Raw genomic sequence first — 25,001 nt, 5'->3', positions numbered from 1 at the left:
TTGCTTTTTTATTTCTTCTGATTTTCAGCATTCTGTCATATAGATAGAATATGACAGAATCGGAGGGATGAAGATGTCTAATAAGAAAAGAAACGCGGATAAAAAACCGCTCATGTATATTGTTCAGCCGGATTATATGGAAACACGCTCGTCCATGCAGGAGATCGTCATTAAAAGAAAAGCCAAACCGGCTCCGACAAAAGCAGAGGAACAGCCGGTTTATCATGAAAAAGAGCGGGAAGACATTCAGGTAAAAGGTGCAATTGAAACAGAGGAAAAAGAGCGGGAAGACATTCAGGCAAAAGATGCTCAGCAAACAGAGAAAAAACAGGCAGAGGAACAAGTGAGTCAGCAAAAACAAGAGGCGAGAGAGCCGGAGAACCAGAAAAAGCAGCAGGAACCGTTAGAAGAGCCGCAGGCAATTGAAGACACCGCCAAACAGCAACCTCAGGAAGCGGAAAAAAAGGAAGAGCCTGCACCTGAAGCCCGTAAGCCTGAAAAGGAACCGGAGGCCGTTCATAATGCAGCTAAAGCTGAAGAAAAGACACCGCCGGCCAGAAAAGTGAAAAAACCGATGAGCAAGATGTCCATCCATGAAAAAATCGACTTTTTAACAAAACTGCCGCATAACATGCCGAGAGCGCTTTGTCTGATTGAAGCCAATGGGAAAACGTACAGAGGCGTGATTGTCGGAAGAAGAAATGATTCCGTTCTGCTTCGGACGACCGGAAACGGCGCTCCGACTGAGCTGGCGATCGATGATATCACATCTCTGCACCCGTTAGGTTTTTAATGAAAGCAAAAAGCTGCCCGGCAGATCGTTCCGGCAGCTTTTTTACATAGAGAAAAGCCTGCAAATCTGCAAGCTTTTCCGCCTTATCATGAATGATGATGTGTTCGATTGATTAAACGGGGATTTAAGCAATTGATCGCGCAGAAGCAGTCTAAATCCACTTCAATACAGTAGTGCGTTTTTTCAAGTCGGAACACTTCACAAATCGTGTCTTTATCGGTGAAGTCCAAAATGTGTTTGTGTTCGTCAAAAGCGATTAATAAGGATAGCGTTGCGCAGCTGCCATGAACTTTTTCTACTCTAAAAAATACTGTATTAAAGCAAGGTCCGTTATCCAGCTCGCCGACATTACCGAAGGCGACTAAAGGCTTTGATTTTGATGTAAATATTGCAAAAGGCACTGTATCGCCTAATGAATGGCTTACAGACAAAAGCTTGGAATGGCAGCCGGCCGGGCAATCCTCTTCAACCGCGTTTTGCAGATCTTCAATTTGTTCTACCGCTTCACGCACGCAGCTTGATGTTTTCTGGCTCATATTATCCCTCCTGCCTTGTAATTTTGAGACTGGCGAAATGATGGAGAGTCAGCTGCCTCACTTTCGAAGCAGCTGAATAATTTGCACCTGTAATAGAGCTTGGAAGGGGATTCCTCTTTACAAGTGTTTATCCATTGTGATGATGCTTTTTATCTTTATGAGGCGAAGTTCTGTCAACTAACTCTGGTGACAGGCATTGAATCGCACAGAAGCATCCGAGGTCCACTTCGATGCAAAAATCTGTTTTTTCTAGCCCGAAGAAATCCGGGTCGCAAGGGTGGCAAACACTTAAGGTATCGCCTTTGACATCGACCGGGCGTAAAATAGAAAGTGTTGCACAGCAATCGCATAATTTTTCAACGCGGAAGAAAATGGATTCAAAGCATTGCATATCATCCACAAATCCCCCCACGTTTCCGAATGTGGAGAACAATCCGCCTTTTTTATCAAAAACGAGAAACGGAATTGTGTCTTTTCCAGCAATCGTAGGGTTTAAAAGGTTGGTATAGCAGCCAGTCGGACACTGTTCTTCAACTGCCTCCTGCTCTGCTAAAATCTTTTCCACTGCATCGCATACACAGTTCTCATGCCGGCCATGGGTTTTTCCGCAGCTCATTGATTTCAGCTCCTTCTTTATAGGGTATTTGACTTTAGTCCTTAACAACATATGTACTCGTGCCTCACTTGGTGTGGGTGAACGTCTATATATTCATCATATGCGGGAAAATAAGAAAAAGCAGAGCGTTTTTAGCTCTGCTTTTAGGTTCTAGAGGACAAGAGTGATTGTTAAGACAGCGACTAGGAGGTTTACTGCTGTAGAAACAACTGTTGCAATATCGGCATCTACTGTTGTAACATTTACGCCGCGGGAGCATTCGATAAGAAGTTTTTGGCGATTTACTTGTTTGTTAGCTGCAATCTGCAATAAATCTTGTGCGACTAATTCGGCAATTACTCCGTCTGCAATGGATGTTAGAGTTAATACTATGGTTGCGGAATTAAGCGCCGTTAAAACTGATGTTACTGCTTGAACATCTGTAGATGAAACGTTGATGTCACAAGAATCTCTGATAATAATTGTCTCATCGGAGACTTGTTTGTTGAGATTTGCCTGAGCCAGATTTTGGTCAATCAATGCGTTGTCGTTGCCAAAAAACCCATTGCCATTGCAGCAAATATCGCAATTACATTTTCTTTCTTCTTTTTTATCTTTCTCGTCTAACGGATGGTCACAGTCAGGATCAAGTGCAACCCAAGAGTATGGTCTGCTTTCCATATCTATTCCTCCTTTTCTTTTACTGTTATTAAATGAGCGAGCCTCTTACTTTGACTGAGTCATATATCTTGATGATGTGCCCTATTTTTTATGATTGGTTTGAATTGTTATTGTTTTGACGTCTTTGTCTGAGCTGCTCAATTAATTGTTCTCTGCGGCTTAGCGGTTTTTCGTTTTGTTGCTCTTGCACGGTGGCTTCTTCTTTTTTCTTCTTTTGTTTTTCAATTATTTCCGCTGATTTAGCTTGCAAGTCTTTTACCATATTCAAAAGCATTTCCTTTTCTTCATCTGATACTTTTTTCATTTTGTCTTTCGTGACACCGTGTTTAAGAAAGATATTTTGAACCAGCGCTTTCGTCATCGGATCTGCTTCGGGAAGCTTTGCAATCTCTTCTTTGATTTTATCGTTATCTGACATTTGTTTTCACCTCAGCTTTTAAGTTTGTGAAAAGAAAGGGTTAAAGGACGTCAAGTTCATTGAGAATGCTGTTTAGCACCTGAAGCAAAATTTGTACAAAGGTTATTATTTCGTCGGCAGACAAAGTAATTTTGATGTTTCGGCTGTTGATAATTTTAATGATGGTTCTTTTTTTGATTTGGGAGTTATCGAGAATAAGAATTTCGCTTGCCACTGCGTCAGCTAAGTCCTCGTCGGCGATGACGAGCTGTGTTGCCAGGATAATCATTGTTGTCACTAAGGCTTGTATAGAAAGGGCAGATGTTATATGTGACGTATCTATTGTGATATTCTCGCAATCAATGACTTCGATCTGCTGTTCGAATTCGCTAGATAATTGCTCAAATATTTCAGGATGCAGGGATTCAACATTTTCTTCAAACGACATAACCTTCACTCCTTTCTTATCCATACTGTATATAATGCAGAACAAGTGCAGAGCGGAATAAGAAAAATAACCAATTTTCAACAGGACAAGATACAAAATCATGAAAGCTAGGGTTTCTGCATATATGTGAAGGGGATGATGAAAGGAGTGAACAAGTGGTTATCAATTGGCTGTCTCTTTTCCTTCTTTCGCTTGCGGTCTTCCGGCTCGCGCGTCTTTTCGTGTTTGATACGATTATGGCGCCGCTGCGCAGCCTTTTTCATGAAGAGAAGGAGGAAAAGGATGCGGACGGGAACATTGAAACGTATATTGTCATAAAGGGAACGGGTGTCAGGGCGTTTATCGGTGAATTGCTGAGCTGCTATTGGTGCACAGGCGTGTGGTGCGCCGGCTTTTTGATTTTGTGCCAGGCCTTTATTCCAGAGGCGGCCCAGTGGCTGGTTTTGCTGCTGGCGATCGCAGGGCTGGCCGGTATTATTGAAACCCTTGTATCAAAATGGCTGCAGGAATGAGGCATTCCCACCAGTAACTTTCCGTCAGAATCCGCATAAAATAGCATATATGACATAAGGAAAGGAAGGGATCAAAGTGAATCAATTTAACAAACCTTCCCAAAAAACTCCATATACAGATTCATCGTATCAAACAAAAAAGATCAAAAAGAAAGGCTGCGGATGCGGCAGTAAAAAGAAAAAACCTCAATAGCTTGACACTGACAAGAGACCGGAGATGTCCGGTTTTTTGTTTTTTTAACAATGCTGATACGCTCAGCATATGTCATGAGAGGGGGGGATCTCATGAACGAGTTTGAAAAATTCATAGAGGGCAGGTATGGACCGCACGATCAAAAGCAAAACAAACATGACAAGACGATCAAACATATTGAAAAGGAATTGGCTTTATTTGACGAAGCCGGCCTGTCGTTTGAACAAGAAATTGAAGAATTGGCTGAAAAGACGGAAGCCTTACTGAAAAAACGGCAGGCGCAGCATGATCCATCATAAATCCGCAAGCGCCCTATGCGAATATCCAAGCCGATCATGATGTCTCACATAGTGTATAGAGAGTAAAGGAGGTGCTTAGTTATGGGATTTGGTTACGGAGGCGGCTGCTACGGCGGCGGTTATGCTGGAGGATATTCAGGCGGTTACGGTTCAACATTCGTTCTTGTGGTCGTACTGTTCATTCTTCTCATCATCGTAGGTGCATCTTTTTTTAACTACTAAGAAATGAATGAAGGAGGAAGTGCGGATGATTCCCGTGCTTCTTCCTACTTTATGTACCCTTTGCTGCTTTTTAAATCAGTAACTTATTTTTGATTGCGAATCATCACATTATGCGTAAAGCGTTCATACAATACTGTATTACTCCGCCAAAAGGAGGCGTATCATGGATAATCAATTTTTTAAGAACATTGAAAAGAAAACAGGCGTGAACATGCAGGATGTCATGAATCTTGCAGGATCACTCCAAAACGCCAATTTTAAAGATGAAAACACAGTCCGCAGCGTCATTAAACGCGTGGCGCAGCTGGCAAACAGACGCGTGCCGAAAGAACTGGAAGATAAGATTGTCCAGTCCATTACAAGCGGAAAAGAAAAGCTTGATTTTGGAACGATTTCTAAAATGTTGGATAATAAATAAGCGGATGGCCTGGGCAGCGGGCCTTTTTTACAGTGAAAAACCCGGCAGTATCACTGCCGGGCTGTTTATTTGGGCAAAGGCTGTCTCGTTTGCTGCAAAAGAGGATACAAAAACCTTGAACGGTGGGCGGTTTTGCCGCGCCTGTTTGCGGGACAAGACAAATATAAATGCTGTTTGGCCCGTGTCATTGCAACATACAGAAGGCGTCTTTCTTCCTCAAGCGGAGCTTCGTCTCCCTTTCTCGCTGTTTCTAGTGAGAAATCATGCGGGATGGAGCCGTCTACCGTGCCTAATACATAGACGGTTTTGAATTCGAGGCCCTTTGACCGGTGAATGGTCATCAGCTGAACGCCGTTTTCATCCGTTTTGTTTTTTTCAGCAGCCCGCATGTGATCGACATGGGCGAGAAAGTCAGGGATGGTTTTGAATTTTTTGGCGACAACCTTGACGTCACGCAGGTCATCAGAGCCTTTTTCCAGCTTATTTCCTTCGTTGCCCCGTTTTTTTAAGTATTCGGAGAAGCCCATTTTTCCTTCGGCAAAGGTAATGGCTTCCACCGGCTTCATGGTGCGGATGCTTGCGAAAAAGGGCACGATTTTTTTGATTTTATCCAGCTGGAACGGCTTCAGATCCGGCAATTTGGCCAGCGCTTTGATCATGGAGCAGTCCTCGGTAATCGAGAGCGCCTTCAGCGTGTTTAAAGCAGACTGTTTTAGAAATAAGGCAGGCAGCAAGTGCTTAATCGCTTCAGTATCATCCTCGTTTTGGCTTGCGTACAAGTATGCGAGTATCTGGCGGACGATCCTTCTGCTGTAAAAGGACTGGACGCCGCGATCTGCGGTATACGGAATGGATGATTGATGAAGCCTTTCATAAATGGCGCGGCCGGCGCTGTTTGTCCGGTAGAGAACCGCAAAATCTTCAGGTTTTGCGCCGTTTTGAATTTTTTCTTTCATATCGGAAACCACCATTGTCGCTTCTTCTTCTTCGTCATAAGGATAAAACAGCACAGGGACCTGCGCGTCGTCACGTGCGGCTTCCAGCATCTTGGCATACCTGTTTTTGTTCTTTTTCACGACAATATCAGCACTGGAAACGATCGGATGTGTTGAACGGTAGTTCGCTGTTAAATAGATTGTTTTGGCACCGGGATAATCCTTTTGAAAATCCAGAATAAAAGAAGGGCTGCTGCCGCGAAACGCATAGATTGACTGATCATCGTCACCGACACAGCACAGGTTTTGTTCCGGACTCGCCAGCATTTGCATGATTTTATATTGAACCGGATTAATGTCCTGAAACTCATCGATTAAAATATACGTAAACCTAGATTGATATTGCTCCAGAAGGTCAGGCCGTTCTATAAACAGTTCATAGCAGGCTGACGCCATATCATCAAAATCAAATTGGCGGTGTTCTTTTTTCTGGCGCTCATAATATTCGTATAGGCGGTAGACTTGTTTTTCCCACTCATCCTTTAAAGGAATATGTTCATTCGGCAAATAAGTGTTTTTCCAGAAGCCGATTTGCTGCAAAGCCTGATCGACAGGGAACTCTTTCTCATCTACGCCTTCTTCATAGAGTGCTTTTTTCATATATTGTTCCTTTTGCCACTCCATTTTAAGCAAATGTTCGCCATTCCATTTGGCAGAATCATAGTGATATAGGATTTTATAAAACAAGCTGTGGAATGTTCCGGTGACAAGTCTTCTGACTTTTGACGGCTGTAATCCGTACTGCTTCGCCATGCGATCTTTCATTTCCGCGACGGCTTTTGTTGTAAAGGTGACAAGCAGCATATGTTCCGGCGGTATGTCTAAGTGTTCGATCATGTGGGCAGCGCGCGCGGTCAGCACACGTGTTTTTCCGCTTCCTGCACCGGCAAGCACCAATAAAGGGCCTTCCGTTTCCGTGACAGCTTTCAGCTGATCTGTGTTTAAGCCGACAGTCGGAAAAAGGCTCATATCAGGTGTTTCCGGTCTTTTTATAAAAGGTGTACCAGGTTTAATATGTCTTGGAGTCTGCCATTCCGTGACACCGGGTGCCGGATCAGCTGATATCGCTTTTCCTTTAGGCAAACGAAAGACGCCGGATTCCTGAAAGTCTTCTTTTCTCTCTTCTTTCGCCGGTTTCGGTTCGCAGGCTTCCTCACACGCCGGGAAATCACCAGGCTGCCGGTGAATAAATGCAGGCGGTTCAGCGATGTTGAGCCTTAACAAAACAGGCTTTCCGCAATGAGAACAAAATAAATTCCCTTTTATTCCTTCTTCATAGAGGAATTGATAATGTTCTCTCGAATATGTATGTAAATGTATTGTTCGATCATTCAGTCGGGCGCATTTCAAAAAGGGGTCCTCCCAATAAAAAGGTGTTCATTACAGACAAAGACTATCATATCAAAAGAAACGTGTTTCAAAAAGTAAGTTTAAGGGAAAAGAACAGCAGAAGGGTGGGGATCGTATGATATATGCAGGTCAAATTCAGAACCAGCAATACGCTCAATATGCCAATCGCACAATAGGCCATAAACAGGATTATGCCGGAACAGAGAAGATCAGCTATGTCCCATTTCAGCGGGTATACAAGGAACTTGAAAAGCAGCAGGAGAATCTAACGGCTGCTGAAAGGAAAGTAAACGAGGCAAAACGTAAGCGCTCTCTTTATAAAAGATTTCGAGAAAAAGGGATAGGCACATCTATTAATCGATATGTATAAAAAACCGTTCACATGAGAGAGCGGTTTTTTATATGCGAAAAAATCCGGATCTCAGAAGACCCGGATGGTGTTTAATCCTTAATCATTTGCAAATGGGGAATGCCGGCATCGAGAAATTCCTCTTCAGACAGCACCCGATATCCATGTTTTTTGTAAAATGGCACTGCTTGTGTCTGCGCATTTAACATAAAACCTGAAGCACCGCCGTCTGCTGCCGCTTTTTCCAGCGCTTTCATAATGATGCCGCCGACACCGGCTGAGCGGTGGCTTTTTAAGACACAAATTCGCTCTAATTTGCCGTATCCGTTTTTTAGCCGCCATCTTCCGGCGCCGACCGGCTGATCTCCGTCATATACCACAATATGCTCTGATTCGTTTTCTAGCTCATCAATTTCTTCTTCAGCTGGTACGTTTTGTTCTTTGACAAAGACTTCTTTTCTTACATAAAATGCATCTTTCATTTGTTCTTCATTTTTTGCGATAACTGCTTCCAATCGTTTATTCTCCTCCGCCTAACAGGAACGTTTCATATACCGTCCACGAACCGTTTTCCAATTGATACAGCAGATGAAAACGGTCAACAATTTCTTCATGAGATACTTCCTGCATTTTTAACTGCCCTAATACATCCGAATGCTCATCGTCGGAAAGGTTTTGGCCGACCGTCACATGCGGAACAAAATTGTATTCCTGATTACCGGCTAATACACCGGTGTAAAGTTTTTCATTCAGTGTTTTTAATTCTTCCGTCGGTTCTGCTTTAATGTAAATGACATTATTGACAGGCGCAAAAGAACTGTATTTGGTCATTTTGAGAACAATCGGATGAGATTCTTTAGCGATCTCTCTCAATTGTGATACCAATTCACCGGCTTCCTCTTCTGTAAATTCAAATGAAGATCTCAGCGTCAAATGAGGCGGGATCAGTGAATAGCTCGGATCATAGCGCTTTCTGTAAGAGTTCGCGAGATCTTGCAGTTTTTTTGATGGAAATAAAACAATTCCGTATTTCATAGTATGTCCCTCCTGAAAATAAAGTATGTTAGAGCATTTTTTTCAGAGCCGGCGTAATGAGCGGCTGCCAGTATGTCCACTTGTGGTCTCCGTCAAATGGCTCAAAATAATAATCGGAAAGCTTTTCCTCCAAAAGCTTTTTCAGCTCCTGATTCGGTTCTGTGAAGTCCAAAATATTGCCGTCTGTCGTATGGACGTCTGTTTCTTTTGTTCCGATTTGGTGATAAAGAGAGAGGTGTTTGATGTCGTCTGACTGTTTCACGGCTTCTAATACATGTTGATCTACATAGGGAGACTGCATGATGATGTTACCAAACATATTCGGATAATCAAGCGCTGTCATAAGAGAAACGGTCGCTCCGAGAGAATCACCGATCAGTGTCCGCCCGTAGCCGACTTGGTACGTCGGAAATTCATGATCTGCAAAAGGAACTAGCTCGTGGGCAATGAATCGTTTATATGCCGAAAACTTAGAACCTTCCGGATGATAGGTTTTTCTGCGTTCTTTTACATCCTTGTAAGGAACACCGATAATAATGCATCGGTCTATTTCTCTTTTGGACAGCAATTCCTCCACTTGTCTGCCGATTCTCCCCAGCCTGAAATAATCGTGGCCGTCCTGCGCGATAATAAGATGATATTTATAAAGAGGGGAGTAGTTTGACGGCAGATAAACGAGTACTGTCATTTCCTCGTTAAGCTCTTTTGAAAAGAGCTTCTTTTCTTGAACTGTGCCGTTTTTCGGTGCCATAATACATTCCTCCAGGGCATCACTAGACTTTCTTGCGTTTGAAATTATTGTACCATGAATTATTAGAAATTTCTCTCTTTAAATAGTTCGGTGCCCGAAGAAAAAAGTATTGAAATAAACTGCAAATTGCGCTAATATAAAACAATCAGAAAATTGAAATCGATATTTCTTATCGTGAGAGGTGGAGGGACTGGCCCTTAGAAACCTCAGCAACCGGCTTGTTTTGCATACGTGCAAAGCGCCAAGGTGCTAAATCCAGCAAGCGTACTATGCTTGGAAGATAAGAAGAAGCGTTAAACCCCTTCTTCTTATGAAGAAGGGGTTTTTTATTATGAAAAGGGAAGGTGTCAGCTATATGTCACAGCACGTTGAAACGAAATTAGCCCAAATCGGAAACCGAAGCGACGAAGTAACGGGAACAGTGAGTCCTCCTATTTATTTATCAACAGCATACCGCCACAGAGGGATCGGCGAATCGACCGGATTTGATTATGTTCGGACAAAAAACCCGACACGCCAGCTTGTTGAGGACGCGATTGCCAGTTTAGAAAACGGAGCGAGAGGGCTTGCCTTCAGTTCGGGAATGGCAGCAATTCAAACGATTATGGCGCTGTTTAAAAGCGGGGATGAACTGATCGTTTCATCGGACTTGTATGGCGGCACGTACCGTCTGTTTGAAAATGAATGGAAAAAATACGGCTTGACCTTTTATTATGATGATTTCAGCGATGAGGACTGTTTACGCTCCAAGATTACACCAAATACAAAAGCAGTGTTTGTGGAAACACCGACAAATCCGCTGATGCAGGAGGCGGACATTGAAAAGATCGCTCGGATTTCAAAAGAGCACGATCTTCTGGTGATTGTTGACAACACATTTTATACACCGGTTTTGCAGCGTCCGCTTGAGCTTGGAGCCGACATTGTCATTCACAGCGCAACCAAATATTTAGGCGGGCATAACGATCTGCTTGCGGGGCTTGTTGTTGTCAAGGATGAACAGCTTGGAGAAGAAATGTTTCAGCATCAAAACGCCATCGGCGCCGTCTTGCCTCCGTTTGACTCATGGCTTTTGATGAGAGGAATGAAGACGCTCAGTCTCAGAATGCGCCAGCATCAGGCGAACGCTCAGGAGTTAGCGGCCTTTTTAGAGAAGCAAGAAGAAATCAAGGATGTGCTTTACCCGGGAAAAGGAGGCATGTTGTCCTTCCGTCTGCAAAAAGAAGAATGGGTGAATCCATTTTTAAAAGCACTGAAAACGATTTGCTTTGCAGAAAGCCTCGGCGGGGTGGAGAGCTTTATTACATACCCTGCCACACAGACGCACATGGATATTCCTGAAGAAATCCGTATCGCAAACGGTGTCTGCAATCGTCTGCTGCGTTTTTCAGTCGGAATTGAACATGCGGAAGATTTAAAAGAGGACCTAAAACAGGCGTTATGTCAGGTCAAAGAGGGAGCTGTTTCATTTGAGTAATCACAATTGGACGCTGGAAACCCAGCTCGTGCACAATCCATTTAAAACAGACGGTGCAACCGGGGCGGTCAGTGTACCGATCCAGCACGCATCGACCTTCCATCAATCTTCATTTGAAGAATTTGGCGCATATGATTACAGCCGCTCAGGCACGCCGACAAGAACAGCTCTCGAAGAAACAATTGCCGCACTGGAAGGCGGAACGAGAGGGTTTGCTTTCAGTTCAGGCATGGCTGCGATCTCAACAGCATTTTTACTTCTCTCACAGGGCGATCACGTTCTTGTGACAGAAGATGTATACGGCGGAACCTTCCGCATGGTGACAGAGGTTTTGACCCGTTTTGGCATTGAGCACACGTTTGTTGATATGACGGATATCAACGAAGTGGCACGGAATATCCAGCCAAACACAAAGGTCATTTATATGGAGACACCGTCAAATCCGACACTTGGAATTACTGATATTAAAGCGGTTGTCCAGCTTGCAAAAGAAAACGGCTGTCTGACCTTTCTGGATAATACATTCATGACACCGGCACTGCAGCGTCCGCTTGATCTCGGCGTGGATATTGTGCTTCACAGCGCAACAAAATTCCTGAGCGGACACAGCGATGTGCTGTCAGGACTGGCTGCTGTCAAGGATGAAGAGCTTGGGAAGCAGCTGTATAAGCTGCAAAACTCGTTCGGCGCCGTCCTTGGCGTGCAAGATTGCTGGCTCGTGCTGCGCGGCTTAAAAACATTGCAGGTCCGTTTAGAAAAAGCGAGCCAAACAGCGCAGCGGCTTGCGGAATTTTTCCAGAAGCATCCGGCGGTGAAACGCGTGTATTATCCGGGGCTGTCTGATCATCCGGGGGCCCAAACCCATAAAAGTCAGTCGGTGGGAGCGGGTGCTGTGCTTTCTTTTGAGCTTGAAAGCAAAAAGGCCGTTAAGAAATTAGTAGAGAATGTATCACTTCCGGTCTTTGCTGTGAGCCTTGGCGCCGTGGAATCGATTTTGTCCTATCCGGCAACGATGTCTCACGCGGCAATGCCTAAGGAAGAGCGTGAAAAACGCGGCATCACAGACGGCCTGCTCCGTCTAAGTGTGGGAGTCGAACATGCAGATGATTTAGAACGTGATTTCGAACAAGCGCTGAAAGAAATTGCGCCCGTAGCTGCGCGTTAAAAAAGAAGCCGGGCGATATCCCGGCTTCTTTTTTATTTTTCATCATCAGGATTCAGAATCGCCAGTACTTGATGATCCTCCCATTTTCCATTGATTTTCACGTTTTTTCGGGCAATACCCTCTTTATGAAATCCCGCTTTTTCTAATACGCGCATGGACCCCAGATTGCGAGGCATGACACCGGCTTCAATGCGATGCAGTTTCAAATCGTGAAACGCATAATCAACAATCAGTCTGACCGCCTCTGTCATAAGGCCCTTTCCGTTATGGGCTTTATCTAAAAAGTATCCAATAAACGCGCATTGCAGCGCTCCGCGGATGATTTGGAAAAGGGAAACCGTCCCGATTAATGTATGGTCTTTATTTGTGAAGATGCCGAAGTGATACTCTTGGTCATTTACCAGCCTTTGCTGATATTGTTCGATCCTTTTTCTCTGCCCTTCAATCGTATAGTAATCGTCTGCGCGAATCATGGAGAACTGTTCAAAAAATGCCCGGTTTTCGCTTTGCAGCCGAAGATTCTCTTCAGCATCTTCTGTTTCTAAAGGTCTTATATAAATGGTATGTCCTTTTAACATACAGTGATCTCTCCGTTTCTCTTACATAGTATTCTGAGGAAAGTGTGAAAATCCTTTTTATAAAAAGGAAGAAAACCAATTTCCCATAAAGGTGCCAACATAATTGCCGATCAAGTAGCCGAGTGTGCCGACCAGCATAATCGGTGCAACAAGCTCCCGCCATCCTTTGGCAATCGCCATCGCAGCTGCTGTCGTAGGGCCGCCGACTGTGGCGTTTACGGCAAGCAGAATTTCCTCAAGGCGCACGCGGAACAATTTACCGACAGCTAAGGAAACCGCTAAATTGCTGATGGCGATGATAAAGACAAATAAGAGAATAAGAGGCGCATTTGTGATGATTAACCGGAGATCTGCAGGAATGCCAATCACCACAAAAAACAAATAAATCAAGTAGGTGCCAAGCTCCTGAGATCCATTGAGCCTTTCAAAAAAACGAGGGAACAGAAAGATGATAAGAACGGATAAAGACGTAAGCACAAGGTACTGATCGCCAAGCGTCCCGGTCAAAAGGGGGTGAGAGAACGTAATTTTGAAATAGCCGGAAACCTTACCGCTTACCGCAACAAGAGCAAAAGCAGCTCCAGCGTTAAAGGCAATGTCCTTTAATGAAATGTCTTTCCGCTTCCAATAGCTTTCCGCGCTGTTACCACTGTTTCCTTCCGCTTTTGCCTGATCTTCAAACGGCATCGCATAATGCCGGCGAAACCATTTGAGTGCGGGAATGCTGATTAAAATAAAAAACAACAGCGCCATCATAAAGTTATCTGCCACAACCGTTGCCGACACATATTCGCCCGGTGTCTCAAATTTCGCAGCCATCGCCGCAAAATTAATCCCGCCGCCAATATAGGAGGCACTGATCATCCCGCCGATCTTATCTAGATAGGGAATATGCTGTTTTAATAGAAAAAAAGCGATGATGCTGCCAACCACTGTCCCTAAGGAGCTTATAAGAAAAATAAACAGCAAACGCCTGCTTTCCTTAAAAATCTGCCGCACATTGATCTGAAACAGCAAAAGAGGAATCGCAAGCGGCACTACATATGACCATACGGTGTCGTATACAGGCGATTCAACAGGAAGCACTCCTATATTTGTAAACACCATTGCACCTGCCAGTGCGATAATAGCCCCTGACACAGCGGAAGCCCACTTAAACCGCTGCTCCAGCCAGATGCTCACTGCCGCCCACACCGCAATAAATCCCCATAATACCCATACATCATCAGAAGAAATCAAAGAATGCAAAACCCCATCACCCCTATTGTTAGAAAATTAAGACATATTATAATAGCCGATGAACATAACAGCAAGTCCGAAAAAAGTTTTTCTGAAAAAGCAGTTGACGAATAGAAGGGAAGGTTATATAATAGAACTTGTCAGAAAGACAACAACATACCCAGCAACACATACATATCATGATTCCGTAGCTCAGCTGGGAGAGCGCTACCTTGACAGGGTAGAGGTCGCTGGTTCGAGCCCAGTCGGAATCATAGCTTAAACCCTTGCGCAGCAAGGGTTTTTTACTTTTTATAGGGGTTGTCGGTTTTATTAATGCAGAATATGATTTAAATGAAAACCCAAGAATAAAAATTGAGTTGAGAAGATAAAGTAAAAACCCCATTTGTAAAGTCCAAAATGGGGTTATTTCTTAGATTTCATATTAAGTTGCTGCTCTATCTGCGACCTTATAAGTGGACTGCTCAGAAAGAGCGTATGAAGCGCTAGATACTCCAACAACGCCAAGCAAGAGCGCTAAACAAATTGCAATTTTACATTTTTTCATTTAAATGTTTCCCCCTTTGAATTTGTTTGCGTGCTTCAATATCATGTCTGTCTTCTTTGTTGGTCAAAAAATCAGCAACAGCAACAGCGTATTCTTCCATATCACCGTAAAGGTTTTTCTCTTCGAAGAACTTGAACACTTCTCTAAGTGTTTGTAAGTCGAATGATAAATAAAGACCTTTAACCAGTTTTAATTTCTCGGTTACTTCCTGGTTATTGTGTCGGGCAGCAACCTTCTGACCTTCCTGGTATAATTCTAATGCAGTCTTTAAATCATTTTTCTTTGCTTTGACATATGCCAGATTAAAAATCGCTTTGGACTCATAAATGTGTTTTCGATCCTTATGAATTTCATAGGCAATTTGAAAATGTTTCTCAGAATTGTCAAGTTCTTCAAGGCTATTATAACATAATCCCACGTTAAAATGAGCTGAACCAATTAAATGTTGCTCCCCTATTTTTATAGCATCATTTAAGGCTTTTTCAGCTGTTTCTAAAGCATCCTCATAACACATTTTATCTAGCCAGTTCCCAAAGACAACAAACTGACATTGGACCATTTCTTTGCCATATGTAAGGTTACCCTGAGCATCTTTTTGCTCTTTAAATATAGAATATGCTCGCTGAGCATAATTCATTGAGAAATGAGTCTCTTTCATATAGTAATAGACCTCTGATACTTTAAAATAGAACTCGGCATTATCTGTATTTGCGTTTTCAGCTTCGCGATAATATGTTAAGGCAATAACTAAATCTCTTGTTCTGAAATGATACATACCGGTAAAAAAATTATAATAGAACTCTATTGTATTCGTAAGGGATTCAGGGGCCATATTCTCCCTTGTCTTTTTAAGAGCAGATAAACACCATCTATATTTTTAACAGAGTCAGGTTCGAGATACGACAGCATTATTTCGTGCCGTAGCTTTAATAGCTGAAGATAGACTGCAACCTTTTCATCTTTCTCCATCATATCGAATTCTTTTTCAACTTTTCTTTTCATTTCTTTTGCTTTCTCAACTCGACCCTACTTTATTACAACATACCAATGATTAATGTCTGTAGTTACATAATGATATGGGATTAAATCCGAAACAGGCAATCAAATACCTCCTTTTCTTTACATATATTTAATATTATACCACTAAGGACCCCCTCTAATAGAGTATTTTTTTGAAAAGTCCCTCTATTTAGACTGAAAAGGGTCGGAATAAACATAAATGAGGACCATATCGTCTGATATCGACCCTTTAGCTTGCTTTAGAATTTATAGAAAATTGGTCTAAAAGGCTATCGATGTCGTTTAATGATTTATAAATGACATCTACATTTTTCAAGAAAATGTTATAATGAAAAGTCATAAAATGATGTGAGGAGGAATTTCGGTGCATTACATAACTGCATGCTTAAAAATCATCAGTGATAAAGACCTTAATGAAATAATGAAGGAATTTAAAAAACTTGAGGAAGAAACAAACAAAGAAGAAGGGTGTATTACATTCCATGCATATCCGCTTGAACCATCAGAACGCAAAATAATGCTTTGGGAGATTTGGGAAAACGAAGAAGCTGTTAAAGAACATTTCACGAAAAAACACACAAAAGACGTTCAAAAACAAGAATTAACGGAAGTAGAATGGTTAATGAAAAGCAATGTGAATGAGTAAAAGGTTCCTTAAAAACATTCAATGGTTAAGAATCAACCACCTGTAATTAAGTAGTAAAGTGTTGGCGGATTGTTGTCCAATTCTGCCAACAATCATTATTTTCATTCAGAAGTCATCAGATGTACAATTCAATAGGCTTTGAAATAAAAGGGCAAACTTGATTTTTCGGCTTAGAAATTCATTGATCCTGTCTCTTTTTAGGGTCAAAATCATTGAAAAGTTCAGCGGTGTTTAATTTGAACCTGGATAGGAACATAAAATCTCAATTTTCTAAGAAAAGCTCCCACACAATAGGGAGCTTTTCTATTTTCGCATCACTTGATATAAAGCAGAAACTTTTATAGATGCTTAAGAGATTTAGTGATGTTTTTTATACGATTCGACAAAATCATAATAATGATCATCGTCATCATAATACTTTTTATCGTAATGATAATCGTGATCATCATCATAATACTTCTTGTTATGATCAAAATCATAATACTTATTGTCGCAATCATAATGCTTCTTATCGCAGTCATAATACTTTTTGTCGCAATCATAATGCTTCTTATCGTGGTCATAATACTTTTTGTAATAAGTTTTTTTCCAAGTGTAATACTCTTCTTTATATTTTTTATAATAACCCAATTTAAGCCCTCCTATTATTTTAATCAATATTAATATATGAAGTTTATATGATATGGTATGGCCAAATTCACTAATAATTTATTAATAGGGCTGTTTCTGATAACCAAATATAAGTTAGGTGAAAGGATTCGATCACAGTGAATAGACGAAGTATGTTGTAATGCCATTTGGGAACAGATGGGGACGAATAGGGGACAAACTTTTTAGTCAAAACAAAAGGTTTTTTATCAGAAATTCTTGTTAGAAAACCCTATAAAATATGGTTATTAAAATAATACGTAAGTTCGTATCGGCATATAGTCCCTTCCTCCTTGACAGGGGAGAGGCCACTGGTTCGAACCCAGGCGGAATCATACAGAAAAACGGCAGGAAACGCTGATAAAGGCGTTCCTGCCGTTTTTGTTTTGTGTTATCTTTTCGCAATGAGATAAAGTGATATGGCTCTTTGGGTTTGAAGAGGATTATGAATCGTAATCACCCACTGGTTTCTTCTCCTCGGAAAACTGCCTATTGCATACATTGGAGCATAATCACGTGGAGTAAACCCGCCATTTATTACCTTTATATCTCTTCCTTCAAGATAACAAACAAGGTATTCACCGGGATCTATGACCTGTTGGTTAGTCCATGCGTAAGAATAAAAGCCGTCTCCGAGATCCTCGGTGGAAGATGGCGGTATAAAACCATCTACATTCAATGTGATTTCTCTTCTTCGCTGTCTTTCTGAAAAGTCTTGATTTCTTTGCGTGTGATGAGCAGGTGGTAAGTGAGGAATTAACACAGGAACATAAAAGTAATGATACAAAGCAACCACTCCTTCGTTTACATTCATACAAAGTGTATGTTGGCGTATTTCGTTAATTCCTGTTTTGTTGTCAGTTGACTAAGAATGGAACTAAAGGAGTGAGGACAATCAGCTTGTCCATTTTTGTTTTACGACTGCCTTCATTTTTTGTATAGCAAGTTCTATGAGGTCTTTTTGCCATTGACTAGTTTTATAGCCAAATCATTTTTATGATATAATGGATATGTTTTGCAGTAATCTATAGTGTTGGTAATGGAGGAAACTATATGAAATGGTATTGGAATGGCTTAAAGAACTATGTCAATTTTGAAGGGAGAGCTCGGCGAAAGGAATATTGGATGTTTCATCTCTTTAATGGCATCATTTGTTTTATTTTATTACTGCTATCATTAATACTAGTTGGATTATTTACATCAGGCCCATTGGCGGCAGAAGGATATGCCAGTTCTCAAGTAGGATATGTAATTGGATATGGCGGGGGATTACTGGCATATATTCTGATCTTTCTTTATCAGTTAGCTGTTTTTCTTCCGTCTCTTGCTCTCAGTATCCGCAGATTGCATGATATCGGCAAAAGTGGCTGGTGGATATTTATAGGCTTTATTCCGGTGGTCGGTCCTATTATTATGCTGATCTTTAACTGCCAAGATAGTGAAACAATAGAGAATCAATATGGAGCAAATCCTAAGATTATAAATGAATCGTAAATTGCGCCCCAATTGTTAGACAATGAGTTTAGCGATTGGGGTGTTTTTTATAGCCTGAAAAACTCATAAGGAAACTACATATTCAAGATAGAGAACAACTTCACCAAAGAGGGAGGAATAAATCAACCTTAGAGAATATTGTGCTGCAGGATATCGGCATGAATGATCTTACATTATTTGATTTAACGTGGTTAACTGCATTTTGAATAGTTATTTATTTTTCTTCTTAACCACATCCTAAGCACCTTTGTTTATAGTTTTCGCAAAGGATTGAATTAATATGCTGATCAAGAAGACATTTAGAATGGAACGAATCAAAGTGAACTTAATGGACAAACTTATATGGATTAAAAAGAAGAGAGGAGGGTGGAAATGAGTAAAAAATGGTTGCAAATAATAACTGCGTTATGTCTATCCACTTTTATATTAATGGGCTGTAATAATGATCAAAATAATAATGATCAAGATAACAATACTCCAGATGTTGAGGAGAACGATCAAGATAATAATGGTAACAATGCGCCGGGTGTTGATGAGGACGATACGATCAATAAAGATGATGAAAAAGATAATGAGACTGATCCCGAAGATCCGGTTGAGGATAATGAAGATGCCGATAAAGATAAAAAAGATGAGTAAGGAAACAGCACATCATCATTGTTTGCAGAAGAACCGACACTTCGTGCAAAGAAGTTTTAGTATTCTTTTCTGATGCTTTCTGCTGGCGGTGCTACAGACGAAAAACGTGCTTGAAAGGTTCTAAAATGACAAAAAGCTCTGTCCTTAGTGGATGGGGCTTATTGTGTGTTTGTGACACGTTTTTGAAATGAATATGATTTACCGAATTTAAAACATAAGAAAAATTCAAATAATACTTTAGAAACAAAATGTGTGAAGTTTGTAAAAATGACATTGATTTCAACTCGAATTTTTGATAACTAATAATTGTCTATATTGTCAAAAGGAGTTGGAATCATGAACAAATTTTTCTTGGCTCTCTTTTTATCCGTTTTCACTTCTGTCAGCATTGTTTCAACAGCAAATGCAGCAGTAATCGATCATGACAAGGTTGTCGGTTTTAAAGAGGCAGCGCCTGCCACTGTTACTCAAAAAGCGGCGAAACGTTTTCAGCCATATTTGAAGGTTTATAGCGGGTGCGTGCCTTTTCCTGCAGTCGATGCACAAGGCAATACAAGTGGAGGTTTAGAGCCTACTGGAGCGCCTGAAGGACATTGCAGCAAAAATACTGGACAAGTATATTCGCGTTCTGCTTGGTACAATGGTGTTTGGGCAATTATGTATTCCTGGTATTTTCCAAAAGATGAAGCCTCTCCAAAATTAGGTCACAGACATGACTGGGAAGGAATCGTTGTATGGATTGATAATCCAGCAAATCAACATCCAAAAGTTTTATCCATTGCATATTCCGGACACGGAAAATTCACAAATGCAGCACCAAGTGGAAGCAACATGAGAGATAATCATCCTTTGATTGCATATGACAGCACTTGGCCGCTGAACCATGAATTACTTATGAGCGATGATGTAGTAGGCGGAACTCAACCGTTAATCGGATGGGATGATTTAACTCCTGCCGCAAGGAATGCATTACATACAACAGATTTCGGTAAAGCAAATGTTCCTTTTAATGATAATAACTTTACCAGCAATTTAAAGAAAGCATGGTTTAAATAAAAACATCTTGGTATTGGGAAGAGTCCTTACAAAGAAGGATTCTTTTTTTGACTTACATGAATTCCTATTAGTTACAGTTTCTACGATAGCTGATTGGCAATGATTACTTTTAAAAATGGAACGAATGATAATAAGAGAAGTCCTTGTCGGAAAGCCTTTTCTCTCAAGAATCTCTCTGTGGTGTAAATGATGTCTGTCTTTTAAATGAGACCCGCAATCTATTTACCATTAAGAGTAGTAATTAAGATTCAAAAAATTGACAAATCGATGTATTTTCAACAAAAGGGCAACCCCTTCATGTATACTGAGTCCGTAATTACAATATGTAGAAAGGGGTAATAGAATGAAAATCAGTTTGGAGAAAAAAGCAGGTTTCTGGAAGAAGGCAGCGATTTCATCATTTATTTTTACCATGTTTTTTACCCTGATGATGAGTGATACGGTTTTTGCGGCCGGACTGAACAAGGATCAAAAGCGCCGGGCGGAACAGCTGACCAGTATCTTTGAAAACGGCACGACGGAAATCCAATACGGATATGTGGAACCCTTGGGGGATGGAAGAGGCTATACATGCGGCCGGGCAGGCTTTACAACGGCTACCGGGGATGCATTGGAAGTAGTTGAAGTATACACAAAGGCAGTACCGAATAACAAACTGAAAAAGTACCTGCCTGAATTGCGCCGTCTGGCCGAAGAAGAAAGCGATGACATAAGCAACCTCAAGGGATTTGCTTCTGCCTGGCGTTCGCTTGGAAATGATAAAGATTTCCGTGCTGCCCAAGACAAGGTAAATGATCGCTTGTATTATCAGCCTGCCATGAAACGATCAGAGAATGCCGGATTGAAAACGGCACTGGCAAAAGCTGTGATGTACGATACAGTTATTCAGCATGGCGATGGTGATGACCCTGACTCTTTTTATGCCTTGATCAAACGCACGAACAAAAAGGCGGGCGGCTCACCTAAAGACGGAATAGATGAGAAGAAATGGTTAAATAAATTTCTGGACGTGCGCTATGACGATCTGATGAATCCAGCAGATCCGGACACCCGTGATGAGTGGAGAGAATCGGTTGCCCGTGTGGATGTGTTCGCTCTATCGCCAAGTCGAACAACTACAATCTGAACGGACCGATCAATATCCATTCAGCAGAATACGGTGATTTCGTAATCAAATAAGCAGCGAGTGTAAAGAAACCGGCTGCACCCTTTGCGAATACACCCGCCGCCCTCATTATATGGCGGTGGTTAACGTATGAACCGATTGTGTAAATGTCATTACCATTACTTAGCCTTTCTCAGAGAGAAGGGCTTATTTCAATCTAATCTGCTTTTCCGATTCAATGAAAAAAACCAGATTCGATTCACTAGCATGAATGTATCCGATCCAACGGCAGTCACATCAGCAATTAGGCTTAATACATAATTCTAGACTTGTTTTCATGCTGGCTGATCCTCTAAATAAAGAGTGTTTTTCTTACAGTAAAGGGAACAGTTTCTGTCATATTACATTCTTTAAACTTATTGTGTTGACTGAAAGATAAATTATGGTTTGGCAGATACAGAACTAATGACGAATGATTTTTTTGTTATTGGTCAAAAGGGGTGAATGAATGCCTGCTCAAAAGACAGAATAAGGGTGAAGCTGATATTCCAATGTTTTCAGAAAAGAGGTGAAAGCATGACTAAAAAAGGGATTCAAAATTCAAGTATTGAACAAATAAGAAATGATCATGAGACTGAAACAGCATTCAAGGCAGATGACCCTAAAAAACATGGCACAGGTTCAAAGAGGACCAAATAAGTTTTGTTTCAATGGAAAGCCTAATATCAAGATAGGGCCAATTGTTTTTGGCCTGTCATATTGATTGATAAGGAATGGGAGTGGATGATGTGACTCAAAAAAATGGAGCAGACAGACCTGATGATTATAAAAGATTTTCGGAAATTGACAAGGACTTTGATTTTAATCAAAATGGCGATCCTAAGTCAGAGACATTAGGTAAGAACGAACAAACCAATAACAAAGAAGAAGCAAACGAAAATATGGATGTCGCAGGAAGATATTTTGAACCGTCAGATTACAAAGGAACCACACAATTGGAACAGGGTTTGGCTGAAACGCATGAACAAGTCAGTGATGACTATTTTGAGGGAACCATCGACCAAAACTTGGACTAATAATCAAGCGGAGCTGACTCGAATGAACTTGAGTTAGTTCCGTTTTCAGTACAAAGATGAAACTGGTTCGGCAGAAGCTGCTTTCATAAAGGGGCATGCAAATAATGGGATCCTCGCTTTTGCGAAACAAAAGGAAACCGTAGCTTGATATTCTATTGAAAGAAGAGAATGCAATTCTATTTAATTTTTTTCAGTCTTCTTTGGATTCCTTGATTTTGAAAAGAGAAAAAAGGTTCAAGCTGATGCATGACTTATTCTTTAATATCTTTTCTCTAAAGGGAAAAATTGATAAAATTTAAGCGGAAGAATGAAAAAACACGATTCGGTTGGTAGTCCGAATGCATTTTTATCATGTCAGTAACCTTCCCCTCCTCGGGATGTCCGTCATTCTTTCATCATTTTAAAGAGGGGGGAATCGTTATGAAATTAACGATTTACTACAATGGTCAGTTTTGGGTAGGAGTTATTGAGGTTGTGAAAAACGGAAAACTAAAGGCCTCTCAGCATTTGTTTGGAAAAGAGCCGAAGGATTCTGAAGTATTAGATTTTGTTAATAGACAACTCTTAAAGACTCTGTCCCAGTCTGAGCAGGAAGGAGTTAGTGTAAAGGCCCAAGATCAGAAAAAGATAAATCCGAAAAGATTGCAACGTCAGGTTTCGAAGGAATTGAAACGTGCCGGAGCATCCTTAAAGGCACAGGATGCGATGAAACAAGAGTTGGAAGCGAAGAAGCAAAAGAAAAAACAAATAACGAAAGAACAAAGAGAAAAAATAAAAGAACAAAAATATCTCATCAGAAAGCAAAAAGCTAAAAAAAAGCATAAAGGAAAATAGCTTGAAAAAGCAGGCATAGAGCCTGCTTTCTTATAAGTGAAGTATATGTTTTTACACTTTAGCGTATCTCCAATGGATAAAGTCTTTTTCTTCACGGTCCAGTTTAAACCCTAACTTCTTCAAAATATGCTGTGATCCCATATTGCCATGTTCACATCTTGCCGCAATACAGTTAACATTCTCTTCGCTTAATGCCCAGTTTATTAACTTTTGGGCAGCCTCAAAACAATAACCTTTACGGCGGTGACTTTTATTTGTTGCAAAACCGATTTCAACCATGCCATCCGTATCAGGGTCGCCTAAAAACCCAGTTCCTCCGACAATTTCATAATCATTCTTTTTTAAAATGATCCATGAATCAAATCCTCTTGTCCCTTTATTTTTCATTAAAATCTCGCGGAAATAAGGAATTGCTTCAAAAAAATCGGAGTTTGGCCATTCTCCATTTGTTTTATAACCCAGGTCTATAATAGCCTGATGATCTCGTTTAGATGCAGCGTCTAGAAGGTTAACATCAATCGTTTTTAATAGTAACCGATCCGTTTCAAGGAGAACCATCTCTTTAGCCTCTCTTCTATTTGATATCTATACATGTGATTCTTTTTATGTTCATTTACCATGAATCGAGAATTAATTGTCCTCTCTATAACAAGTTTGTCACAATGCATATTCATTATTTTCTCTCTCTATAATGTATCCGTAATATGTGCCGCACCAAAAAAATTCATGAACTTGATAACAGAAAAAAACGATAAAGAAATCAGTATGATTTCAAATTTCAAATGGTAAGAATAACCGTCTGGGTCTAAATAAACGGATAATAAGGAGTAAAGGGGGAGCAGAGATGATGCCTGCTCTTTATTATGAAAAGATATGTGCAGCTAACAAGAATATGCATAAGTTTGGCGGTGAGAACAAAGCAGTAGCAGACTCCCTTAAGACATACTCATACTTTGATGCTCACTAATCGTCTTCAGCAGGCTGCGCATCGAATTTGTCATGTAAGCGTCTTTGTGCCGAATAAAGATGGTTGAGATCATGCTATATTTCTCAGGCAGCGGGTGACAATAAACCTTACCTGCGGCTGAAAGATGTGTTATGGCAGATTCGGGTACGACTGTGATTCCAAGACCAAGTGCAACACTATTTAAAATGGTCTCTAGAATGTTAAATTCCAAAATTCTTTTTGGCAGTAAACCTTCATCTTTGAGCCAATGTTCCAGCCTGGAACGATATCCGCATCCTTGATTAGACACAAGGATCGGCGTCGTCATAAAATCCTCTATTCGAAACGTTTTATTTGCCGTTACTAGAGTAAGTTTTTCAGTATAGACATCATATTGTTCGAGAATGGAATGCTTAATTGGCCCTGATATAAAAGCCCCGTCTAATTCGTGGTTGGTTACCTTCTCAATAAGTTCCTCCGTTAAACCAGCCTGCAATGATAAATCCACGTTTGGATACTTTTTATAATAGGAGGCTAAGATGGTCGGCAGTATCCTCACTGTTTCCACTGTACCGATTTTTAATATTCCAGAGGGGATATCACTATCAAGAAAGACTTGTTTTAGCTCTTCAACATCTTTCAAGATTTTGTTAACGTATTCAAGCATTTTTCGGCCCTCAGGATTTAATGTTACCCCTTTTTTATGCCGATTGAAAAGAGGTGTTTTGAGTTCGTTTTCTAATTGCTTAATACGTGCTGTTACATTGGATTGTACATAGCTTAATTCCTTTGCAGCGCCGGTAATACTTTTGTGATGGGCAACGCTTTGGAAAATTTGTAAGTCTCGCAGTTCCATTTAGTATCCCTCCTTCATTTAAAATATCATTATAAATGATGTTTTTCATCATTTTTATTCATTTTACATGATGTCATCCTTCTTTTTATAATTCTCATTGT

The 25,001-nt window shown here is 40.9% G+C and carries 32 protein-coding genes, 1 tRNA gene, 1 pseudogene and 1 riboswitch; of the genes and pseudogenes, 17 read left to right on the top strand and 17 right to left on the bottom strand.

What is annotated here, in order from left to right; all coding sequences use genetic code 11:
* The first annotated feature begins 67 nt into the window (after positions 1-67).
* Positions 68-793: a spore coat protein CotO gene (gene cotO, locus ACQVGS_RS15840; RefSeq protein ID WP_081638279.1), complete on the top strand. Its 726-nt coding sequence runs from the start codon at positions 68-70 to the stop codon at positions 791-793.
* Between the two features lie 86 nt (positions 794-879).
* On the opposite strand, the gene cotZ is transcribed toward cotO, so the two are convergent.
* From cotZ to cotV, 5 genes are all read right to left on the bottom strand, one after another.
* The gene (cotZ, locus tag ACQVGS_RS15835) at positions 880-1,329 is read right to left on the bottom strand and encodes a spore coat protein CotZ (protein WP_024120943.1); all 450 of its coding nucleotides are present in this window, start codon (positions 1,327-1,329) and stop codon (positions 880-882) included.
* Positions 1,330-1,456: 127 nt separating this feature from the next.
* A complete protein-coding gene (gene cotY, locus ACQVGS_RS15830; RefSeq protein WP_003239243.1) occupies positions 1,457-1,945 on the bottom strand; it encodes a spore coat protein CotY in 489 nt (162 codons plus the stop codon).
* A 150-nt stretch (positions 1,946-2,095) separates the two neighbouring features.
* On the bottom strand, positions 2,096-2,605 hold the full coding sequence (gene cotX / locus ACQVGS_RS15825) for a spore coat protein CotX (protein ID WP_024120944.1): 510 nt from the start codon (positions 2,603-2,605) through the stop codon (positions 2,096-2,098).
* 88 nt (positions 2,606-2,693) lie between these two features.
* The gene (locus ACQVGS_RS15820; RefSeq protein WP_024120945.1) at positions 2,694-3,023 is read right to left on the bottom strand and encodes a hypothetical protein; all 330 of its coding nucleotides are present in this window, start codon (positions 3,021-3,023) and stop codon (positions 2,694-2,696) included.
* Between the two features lie 40 nt (positions 3,024-3,063).
* The gene (cotV, locus tag ACQVGS_RS15815) at positions 3,064-3,450 is read right to left on the bottom strand and encodes a spore coat protein CotV (RefSeq protein WP_024120946.1); all 387 of its coding nucleotides are present in this window, start codon (positions 3,448-3,450) and stop codon (positions 3,064-3,066) included.
* A gap of 155 nt (positions 3,451-3,605) precedes the next feature.
* On the opposite strand from cotV, the gene ACQVGS_RS15810 reads away from it, so the two are divergent.
* The 4 genes from ACQVGS_RS15810 to spoVIF all read left to right on the top strand — a co-directional run bounded on the left by ACQVGS_RS15810 (position 3,606) and on the right by spoVIF (position 5,094).
* On the top strand, positions 3,606-3,962 hold the full coding sequence (locus ACQVGS_RS15810) for a DUF1360 domain-containing protein (protein ID WP_010333781.1): 357 nt from the start codon (positions 3,606-3,608) through the stop codon (positions 3,960-3,962).
* Between the two features lie 285 nt (positions 3,963-4,247).
* Positions 4,248-4,454, top strand: a complete 207-nt coding sequence (locus ACQVGS_RS15805) for a hypothetical protein (protein ID WP_095713604.1) — start codon at positions 4,248-4,250, stop codon at positions 4,452-4,454.
* A gap of 81 nt (positions 4,455-4,535) precedes the next feature.
* On the top strand, positions 4,536-4,676 hold the full coding sequence (locus ACQVGS_RS15800; RefSeq protein WP_010333783.1) for a YjcZ family sporulation protein: 141 nt from the start codon (positions 4,536-4,538) through the stop codon (positions 4,674-4,676).
* Between the two features lie 163 nt (positions 4,677-4,839).
* Positions 4,840-5,094 carry a sporulation-specific transcription regulator SpoVIF gene (gene spoVIF / locus ACQVGS_RS15795; protein ID WP_014113403.1) on the top strand — a complete coding sequence of 85 codons (255 nt, stop codon included), beginning with the start codon at positions 4,840-4,842 and terminating at the stop codon, positions 5,092-5,094.
* A gap of 65 nt (positions 5,095-5,159) precedes the next feature.
* On the opposite strand, the gene ACQVGS_RS15790 is transcribed toward spoVIF, so the two are convergent.
* Complete coding sequence (locus ACQVGS_RS15790; protein ID WP_339236630.1) at positions 5,160-7,439, bottom strand: ATP-dependent helicase; 2,280 nt, start codon at positions 7,437-7,439, stop codon at positions 5,160-5,162.
* 115 nt (positions 7,440-7,554) lie between these two features.
* Here ACQVGS_RS15790 and ACQVGS_RS15785 point away from each other — a divergent pair, with 115 nt between their 5' ends.
* On the top strand, positions 7,555-7,809 hold the full coding sequence (locus tag ACQVGS_RS15785) for a hypothetical protein (RefSeq protein ID WP_095713603.1): 255 nt from the start codon (positions 7,555-7,557) through the stop codon (positions 7,807-7,809).
* Positions 7,810-7,880: 71 nt separating this feature from the next.
* Here ACQVGS_RS15785 and ACQVGS_RS15780 read toward each other — a convergent pair whose 3' ends face one another.
* From ACQVGS_RS15780 to ACQVGS_RS15770, 3 genes are read right to left on the bottom strand one after another with little or no spacing between them, the layout of a single operon-like run.
* On the bottom strand, positions 7,881-8,303 hold the full coding sequence (locus tag ACQVGS_RS15780) for a GNAT family N-acetyltransferase (RefSeq protein ID WP_010333787.1): 423 nt from the start codon (positions 8,301-8,303) through the stop codon (positions 7,881-7,883).
* A 4-nt stretch (positions 8,304-8,307) separates the two neighbouring features.
* Positions 8,308-8,823, bottom strand: coding sequence for a YjcG family protein (locus ACQVGS_RS15775; protein WP_010333788.1), 516 nt, complete (start codon positions 8,821-8,823; stop codon positions 8,308-8,310).
* Positions 8,824-8,851: 28 nt separating this feature from the next.
* Positions 8,852-9,574 (bottom strand): esterase family protein, encoded by a 723-nt coding sequence (locus ACQVGS_RS15770; RefSeq protein ID WP_024120954.1) that lies wholly within the window; start codon positions 9,572-9,574, stop codon positions 8,852-8,854.
* Between the two features lie 166 nt (positions 9,575-9,740).
* Positions 9,741-9,861: riboswitch (SAM riboswitch) on the top strand.
* A 68-nt stretch (positions 9,862-9,929) separates the two neighbouring features.
* Here ACQVGS_RS15770 and metI point away from each other — a divergent pair.
* Positions 9,930-11,051 carry a cystathionine gamma-synthase/O-acetylhomoserine thiolyase gene (metI, locus tag ACQVGS_RS15765; RefSeq protein WP_151175199.1) on the top strand — a complete coding sequence of 374 codons (1,122 nt, stop codon included), beginning with the start codon at positions 9,930-9,932 and terminating at the stop codon, positions 11,049-11,051.
* Positions 11,044-12,216, top strand: coding sequence for a cystathionine beta-lyase (gene metC, locus ACQVGS_RS15760; protein WP_188323693.1), 1,173 nt, complete (start codon positions 11,044-11,046; stop codon positions 12,214-12,216). The genes metI and metC overlap by 8 nt, the downstream gene beginning before the upstream one ends.
* A 32-nt stretch (positions 12,217-12,248) precedes the next feature.
* On the opposite strand, the gene ACQVGS_RS15755 is transcribed toward metC, so the two are convergent.
* Complete coding sequence (locus ACQVGS_RS15755; protein WP_101860793.1) at positions 12,249-12,794, bottom strand: GNAT family N-acetyltransferase; 546 nt, start codon at positions 12,792-12,794, stop codon at positions 12,249-12,251.
* Positions 12,795-12,851: 57 nt separating this feature from the next.
* On the bottom strand, positions 12,852-14,042 hold the full coding sequence (locus ACQVGS_RS15750; protein ID WP_127695456.1) for a DUF819 family protein: 1,191 nt from the start codon (positions 14,040-14,042) through the stop codon (positions 12,852-12,854).
* Positions 14,043-14,214: 172 nt separating this feature from the next.
* On the opposite strand from ACQVGS_RS15750, the gene ACQVGS_RS15745 reads away from it, so the two are divergent.
* Positions 14,215-14,287 (top strand) — tRNA-Val (locus ACQVGS_RS15745).
* A gap of 279 nt (positions 14,288-14,566) precedes the next feature.
* Here ACQVGS_RS15745 and ACQVGS_RS15740 read toward each other — a convergent pair.
* Together ACQVGS_RS15740 and ACQVGS_RS15735 are read right to left on the bottom strand one after the other, a co-directional pair.
* On the bottom strand, positions 14,567-15,412 hold the full coding sequence (locus tag ACQVGS_RS15740) for a tetratricopeptide repeat protein (protein WP_491830301.1): 846 nt from the start codon (positions 15,410-15,412) through the stop codon (positions 14,567-14,569).
* On the bottom strand, positions 15,382-15,549 hold the full coding sequence (locus tag ACQVGS_RS15735) for a hypothetical protein (protein ID WP_263463623.1): 168 nt from the start codon (positions 15,547-15,549) through the stop codon (positions 15,382-15,384). Before ACQVGS_RS15735 ends, ACQVGS_RS15740 begins: the two co-directional genes overlap by 31 nt.
* Before the next feature lie 409 nt (positions 15,550-15,958).
* Between ACQVGS_RS15735 and ACQVGS_RS15730 the strand changes: the two genes are divergently transcribed.
* Entirely contained in the window at positions 15,959-16,246 is a 288-nt protein-coding gene (locus ACQVGS_RS15730) for a putative quinol monooxygenase (RefSeq protein WP_223203927.1), read from the top strand.
* A gap of 357 nt (positions 16,247-16,603) precedes the next feature.
* On the opposite strand, the gene cotU is transcribed toward ACQVGS_RS15730, so the two are convergent.
* Together cotU and ACQVGS_RS15720 are read right to left on the bottom strand one after the other, a co-directional pair.
* Positions 16,604-16,876: a spore coat protein CotU gene (cotU, locus tag ACQVGS_RS15725; protein ID WP_127695450.1), complete on the bottom strand. Its 273-nt coding sequence runs from the start codon at positions 16,874-16,876 to the stop codon at positions 16,604-16,606.
* Positions 16,877-17,285: 409 nt separating this feature from the next.
* Positions 17,286-17,681 (bottom strand): hypothetical protein, encoded by a 396-nt coding sequence (locus ACQVGS_RS15720; RefSeq protein ID WP_024120994.1) that lies wholly within the window; start codon positions 17,679-17,681, stop codon positions 17,286-17,288.
* 266 nt (positions 17,682-17,947) lie between these two features.
* Here ACQVGS_RS15720 and ACQVGS_RS15715 point away from each other — a divergent pair, with 266 nt between their 5' ends.
* From ACQVGS_RS15715 to ACQVGS_RS15685, 7 genes and pseudogenes are all read left to right on the top strand, one after another.
* Entirely contained in the window at positions 17,948-18,388 is a 441-nt protein-coding gene (locus ACQVGS_RS15715) for a DUF805 domain-containing protein (protein WP_151174938.1), read from the top strand.
* Between the two features lie 372 nt (positions 18,389-18,760).
* The gene (locus ACQVGS_RS15710) at positions 18,761-19,027 is read left to right on the top strand and encodes a hypothetical protein (protein WP_024120997.1); all 267 of its coding nucleotides are present in this window, start codon (positions 18,761-18,763) and stop codon (positions 19,025-19,027) included.
* 336 nt (positions 19,028-19,363) lie between these two features.
* Positions 19,364-20,083 (top strand): NPP1 family protein, encoded by a 720-nt coding sequence (locus ACQVGS_RS15705; RefSeq protein WP_106020490.1) that lies wholly within the window; start codon positions 19,364-19,366, stop codon positions 20,081-20,083.
* Positions 20,084-20,426: 343 nt separating this feature from the next.
* Positions 20,427-21,262: pseudogene (csn, locus tag ACQVGS_RS15700) on the top strand (chitosanase).
* A 502-nt stretch (positions 21,263-21,764) separates the two neighbouring features.
* Complete coding sequence (locus ACQVGS_RS15695; protein WP_059292995.1) at positions 21,765-21,887, top strand: hypothetical protein; 123 nt, start codon at positions 21,765-21,767, stop codon at positions 21,885-21,887.
* Between the two features lie 89 nt (positions 21,888-21,976).
* Entirely contained in the window at positions 21,977-22,264 is a 288-nt protein-coding gene (locus ACQVGS_RS15690) for a YozQ family protein (RefSeq protein ID WP_024121001.1), read from the top strand.
* 420 nt (positions 22,265-22,684) lie between these two features.
* Positions 22,685-23,098, top strand: coding sequence for a YjdF family protein (locus ACQVGS_RS15685; RefSeq protein WP_105990617.1), 414 nt, complete (start codon positions 22,685-22,687; stop codon positions 23,096-23,098).
* 51 nt (positions 23,099-23,149) lie between these two features.
* Here ACQVGS_RS15685 and ACQVGS_RS15680 read toward each other — a convergent pair whose 3' ends face one another.
* Positions 23,150-23,656, bottom strand: a complete 507-nt coding sequence (locus ACQVGS_RS15680) for a GNAT family N-acetyltransferase (RefSeq protein ID WP_316961216.1) — start codon at positions 23,654-23,656, stop codon at positions 23,150-23,152.
* A 377-nt stretch (positions 23,657-24,033) separates the two neighbouring features.
* Entirely contained in the window at positions 24,034-24,900 is an 867-nt protein-coding gene (locus ACQVGS_RS15675; RefSeq protein WP_101863885.1) for a LysR family transcriptional regulator, read from the bottom strand.
* Between the last annotated feature and the right edge of the window lie 101 nt (positions 24,901-25,001).

This window comes from Bacillus sp. SD127 (assembly GCF_058566445.1).
Note: the sequence above shows the minus strand (reverse complement) of the source record. Positions and strands in the feature narration are given on the sequence as shown.

Bases quoted from the DNA above. Each gene is read 5' to 3' on its own strand.
- cotO (WP_081638279.1), top strand. From the start codon at position 68: ATGAAGATGTCTAATAAGAAAAGAAACGCGGATAAAAAACCGCTCATG.
- cotZ (WP_024120943.1), bottom strand. From the start codon at position 1,329: ATGAGCCAGAAAACATCAAGCTGCGTGCGTGAAGCGGTAGAACAAATT.
- cotY (WP_003239243.1), bottom strand. From the start codon at position 1,945: ATGAGCTGCGGAAAAACCCATGGCCGGCATGAGAACTGTGTATGCGAT.
- cotX (WP_024120944.1), bottom strand. From the start codon at position 2,605: ATGGAAAGCAGACCATACTCTTGGGTTGCACTTGATCCTGACTGTGAC.
- ACQVGS_RS15820 (WP_024120945.1), bottom strand. From the start codon at position 3,023: ATGTCAGATAACGATAAAATCAAAGAAGAGATTGCAAAGCTTCCCGAA.
- cotV (WP_024120946.1), bottom strand. From the start codon at position 3,450: ATGTCGTTTGAAGAAAATGTTGAATCCCTGCATCCTGAAATATTTGAG.
- ACQVGS_RS15805 (WP_095713604.1), top strand. From the start codon at position 4,248: ATGAACGAGTTTGAAAAATTCATAGAGGGCAGGTATGGACCGCACGAT.
- ACQVGS_RS15800 (WP_010333783.1), top strand. From the start codon at position 4,536: ATGGGATTTGGTTACGGAGGCGGCTGCTACGGCGGCGGTTATGCTGGA.
- spoVIF (WP_014113403.1), top strand. From the start codon at position 4,840: ATGGATAATCAATTTTTTAAGAACATTGAAAAGAAAACAGGCGTGAAC.
- ACQVGS_RS15785 (WP_095713603.1), top strand. From the start codon at position 7,555: ATGATATATGCAGGTCAAATTCAGAACCAGCAATACGCTCAATATGCC.
- ACQVGS_RS15775 (WP_010333788.1), bottom strand. From the start codon at position 8,823: ATGAAATACGGAATTGTTTTATTTCCATCAAAAAAACTGCAAGATCTC.
- ACQVGS_RS15770 (WP_024120954.1), bottom strand. From the start codon at position 9,574: ATGGCACCGAAAAACGGCACAGTTCAAGAAAAGAAGCTCTTTTCAAAA.
- metI (WP_151175199.1), top strand. From the start codon at position 9,930: ATGTCACAGCACGTTGAAACGAAATTAGCCCAAATCGGAAACCGAAGC.
- ACQVGS_RS15755 (WP_101860793.1), bottom strand. From the start codon at position 12,794: ATGTTAAAAGGACATACCATTTATATAAGACCTTTAGAAACAGAAGAT.
- ACQVGS_RS15740 (WP_491830301.1), bottom strand. From the start codon at position 15,412: ATGGCCCCTGAATCCCTTACGAATACAATAGAGTTCTATTATAATTTT.
- ACQVGS_RS15735 (WP_263463623.1), bottom strand. From the start codon at position 15,549: ATGGAGAAAGATGAAAAGGTTGCAGTCTATCTTCAGCTATTAAAGCTA.
- ACQVGS_RS15715 (WP_151174938.1), top strand. From the start codon at position 17,948: ATGAAATGGTATTGGAATGGCTTAAAGAACTATGTCAATTTTGAAGGG.
- ACQVGS_RS15710 (WP_024120997.1), top strand. From the start codon at position 18,761: ATGAGTAAAAAATGGTTGCAAATAATAACTGCGTTATGTCTATCCACT.
- ACQVGS_RS15705 (WP_106020490.1), top strand. From the start codon at position 19,364: ATGAACAAATTTTTCTTGGCTCTCTTTTTATCCGTTTTCACTTCTGTC.
- ACQVGS_RS15695 (WP_059292995.1), top strand. From the start codon at position 21,765: ATGACTAAAAAAGGGATTCAAAATTCAAGTATTGAACAAATAAGAAAT.
- ACQVGS_RS15685 (WP_105990617.1), top strand. From the start codon at position 22,685: ATGAAATTAACGATTTACTACAATGGTCAGTTTTGGGTAGGAGTTATT.
- ACQVGS_RS15680 (WP_316961216.1), bottom strand. From the start codon at position 23,656: ATGGTTCTCCTTGAAACGGATCGGTTACTATTAAAAACGATTGATGTT.
- ACQVGS_RS15675 (WP_101863885.1), bottom strand. From the start codon at position 24,900: ATGGAACTGCGAGACTTACAAATTTTCCAAAGCGTTGCCCATCACAAA.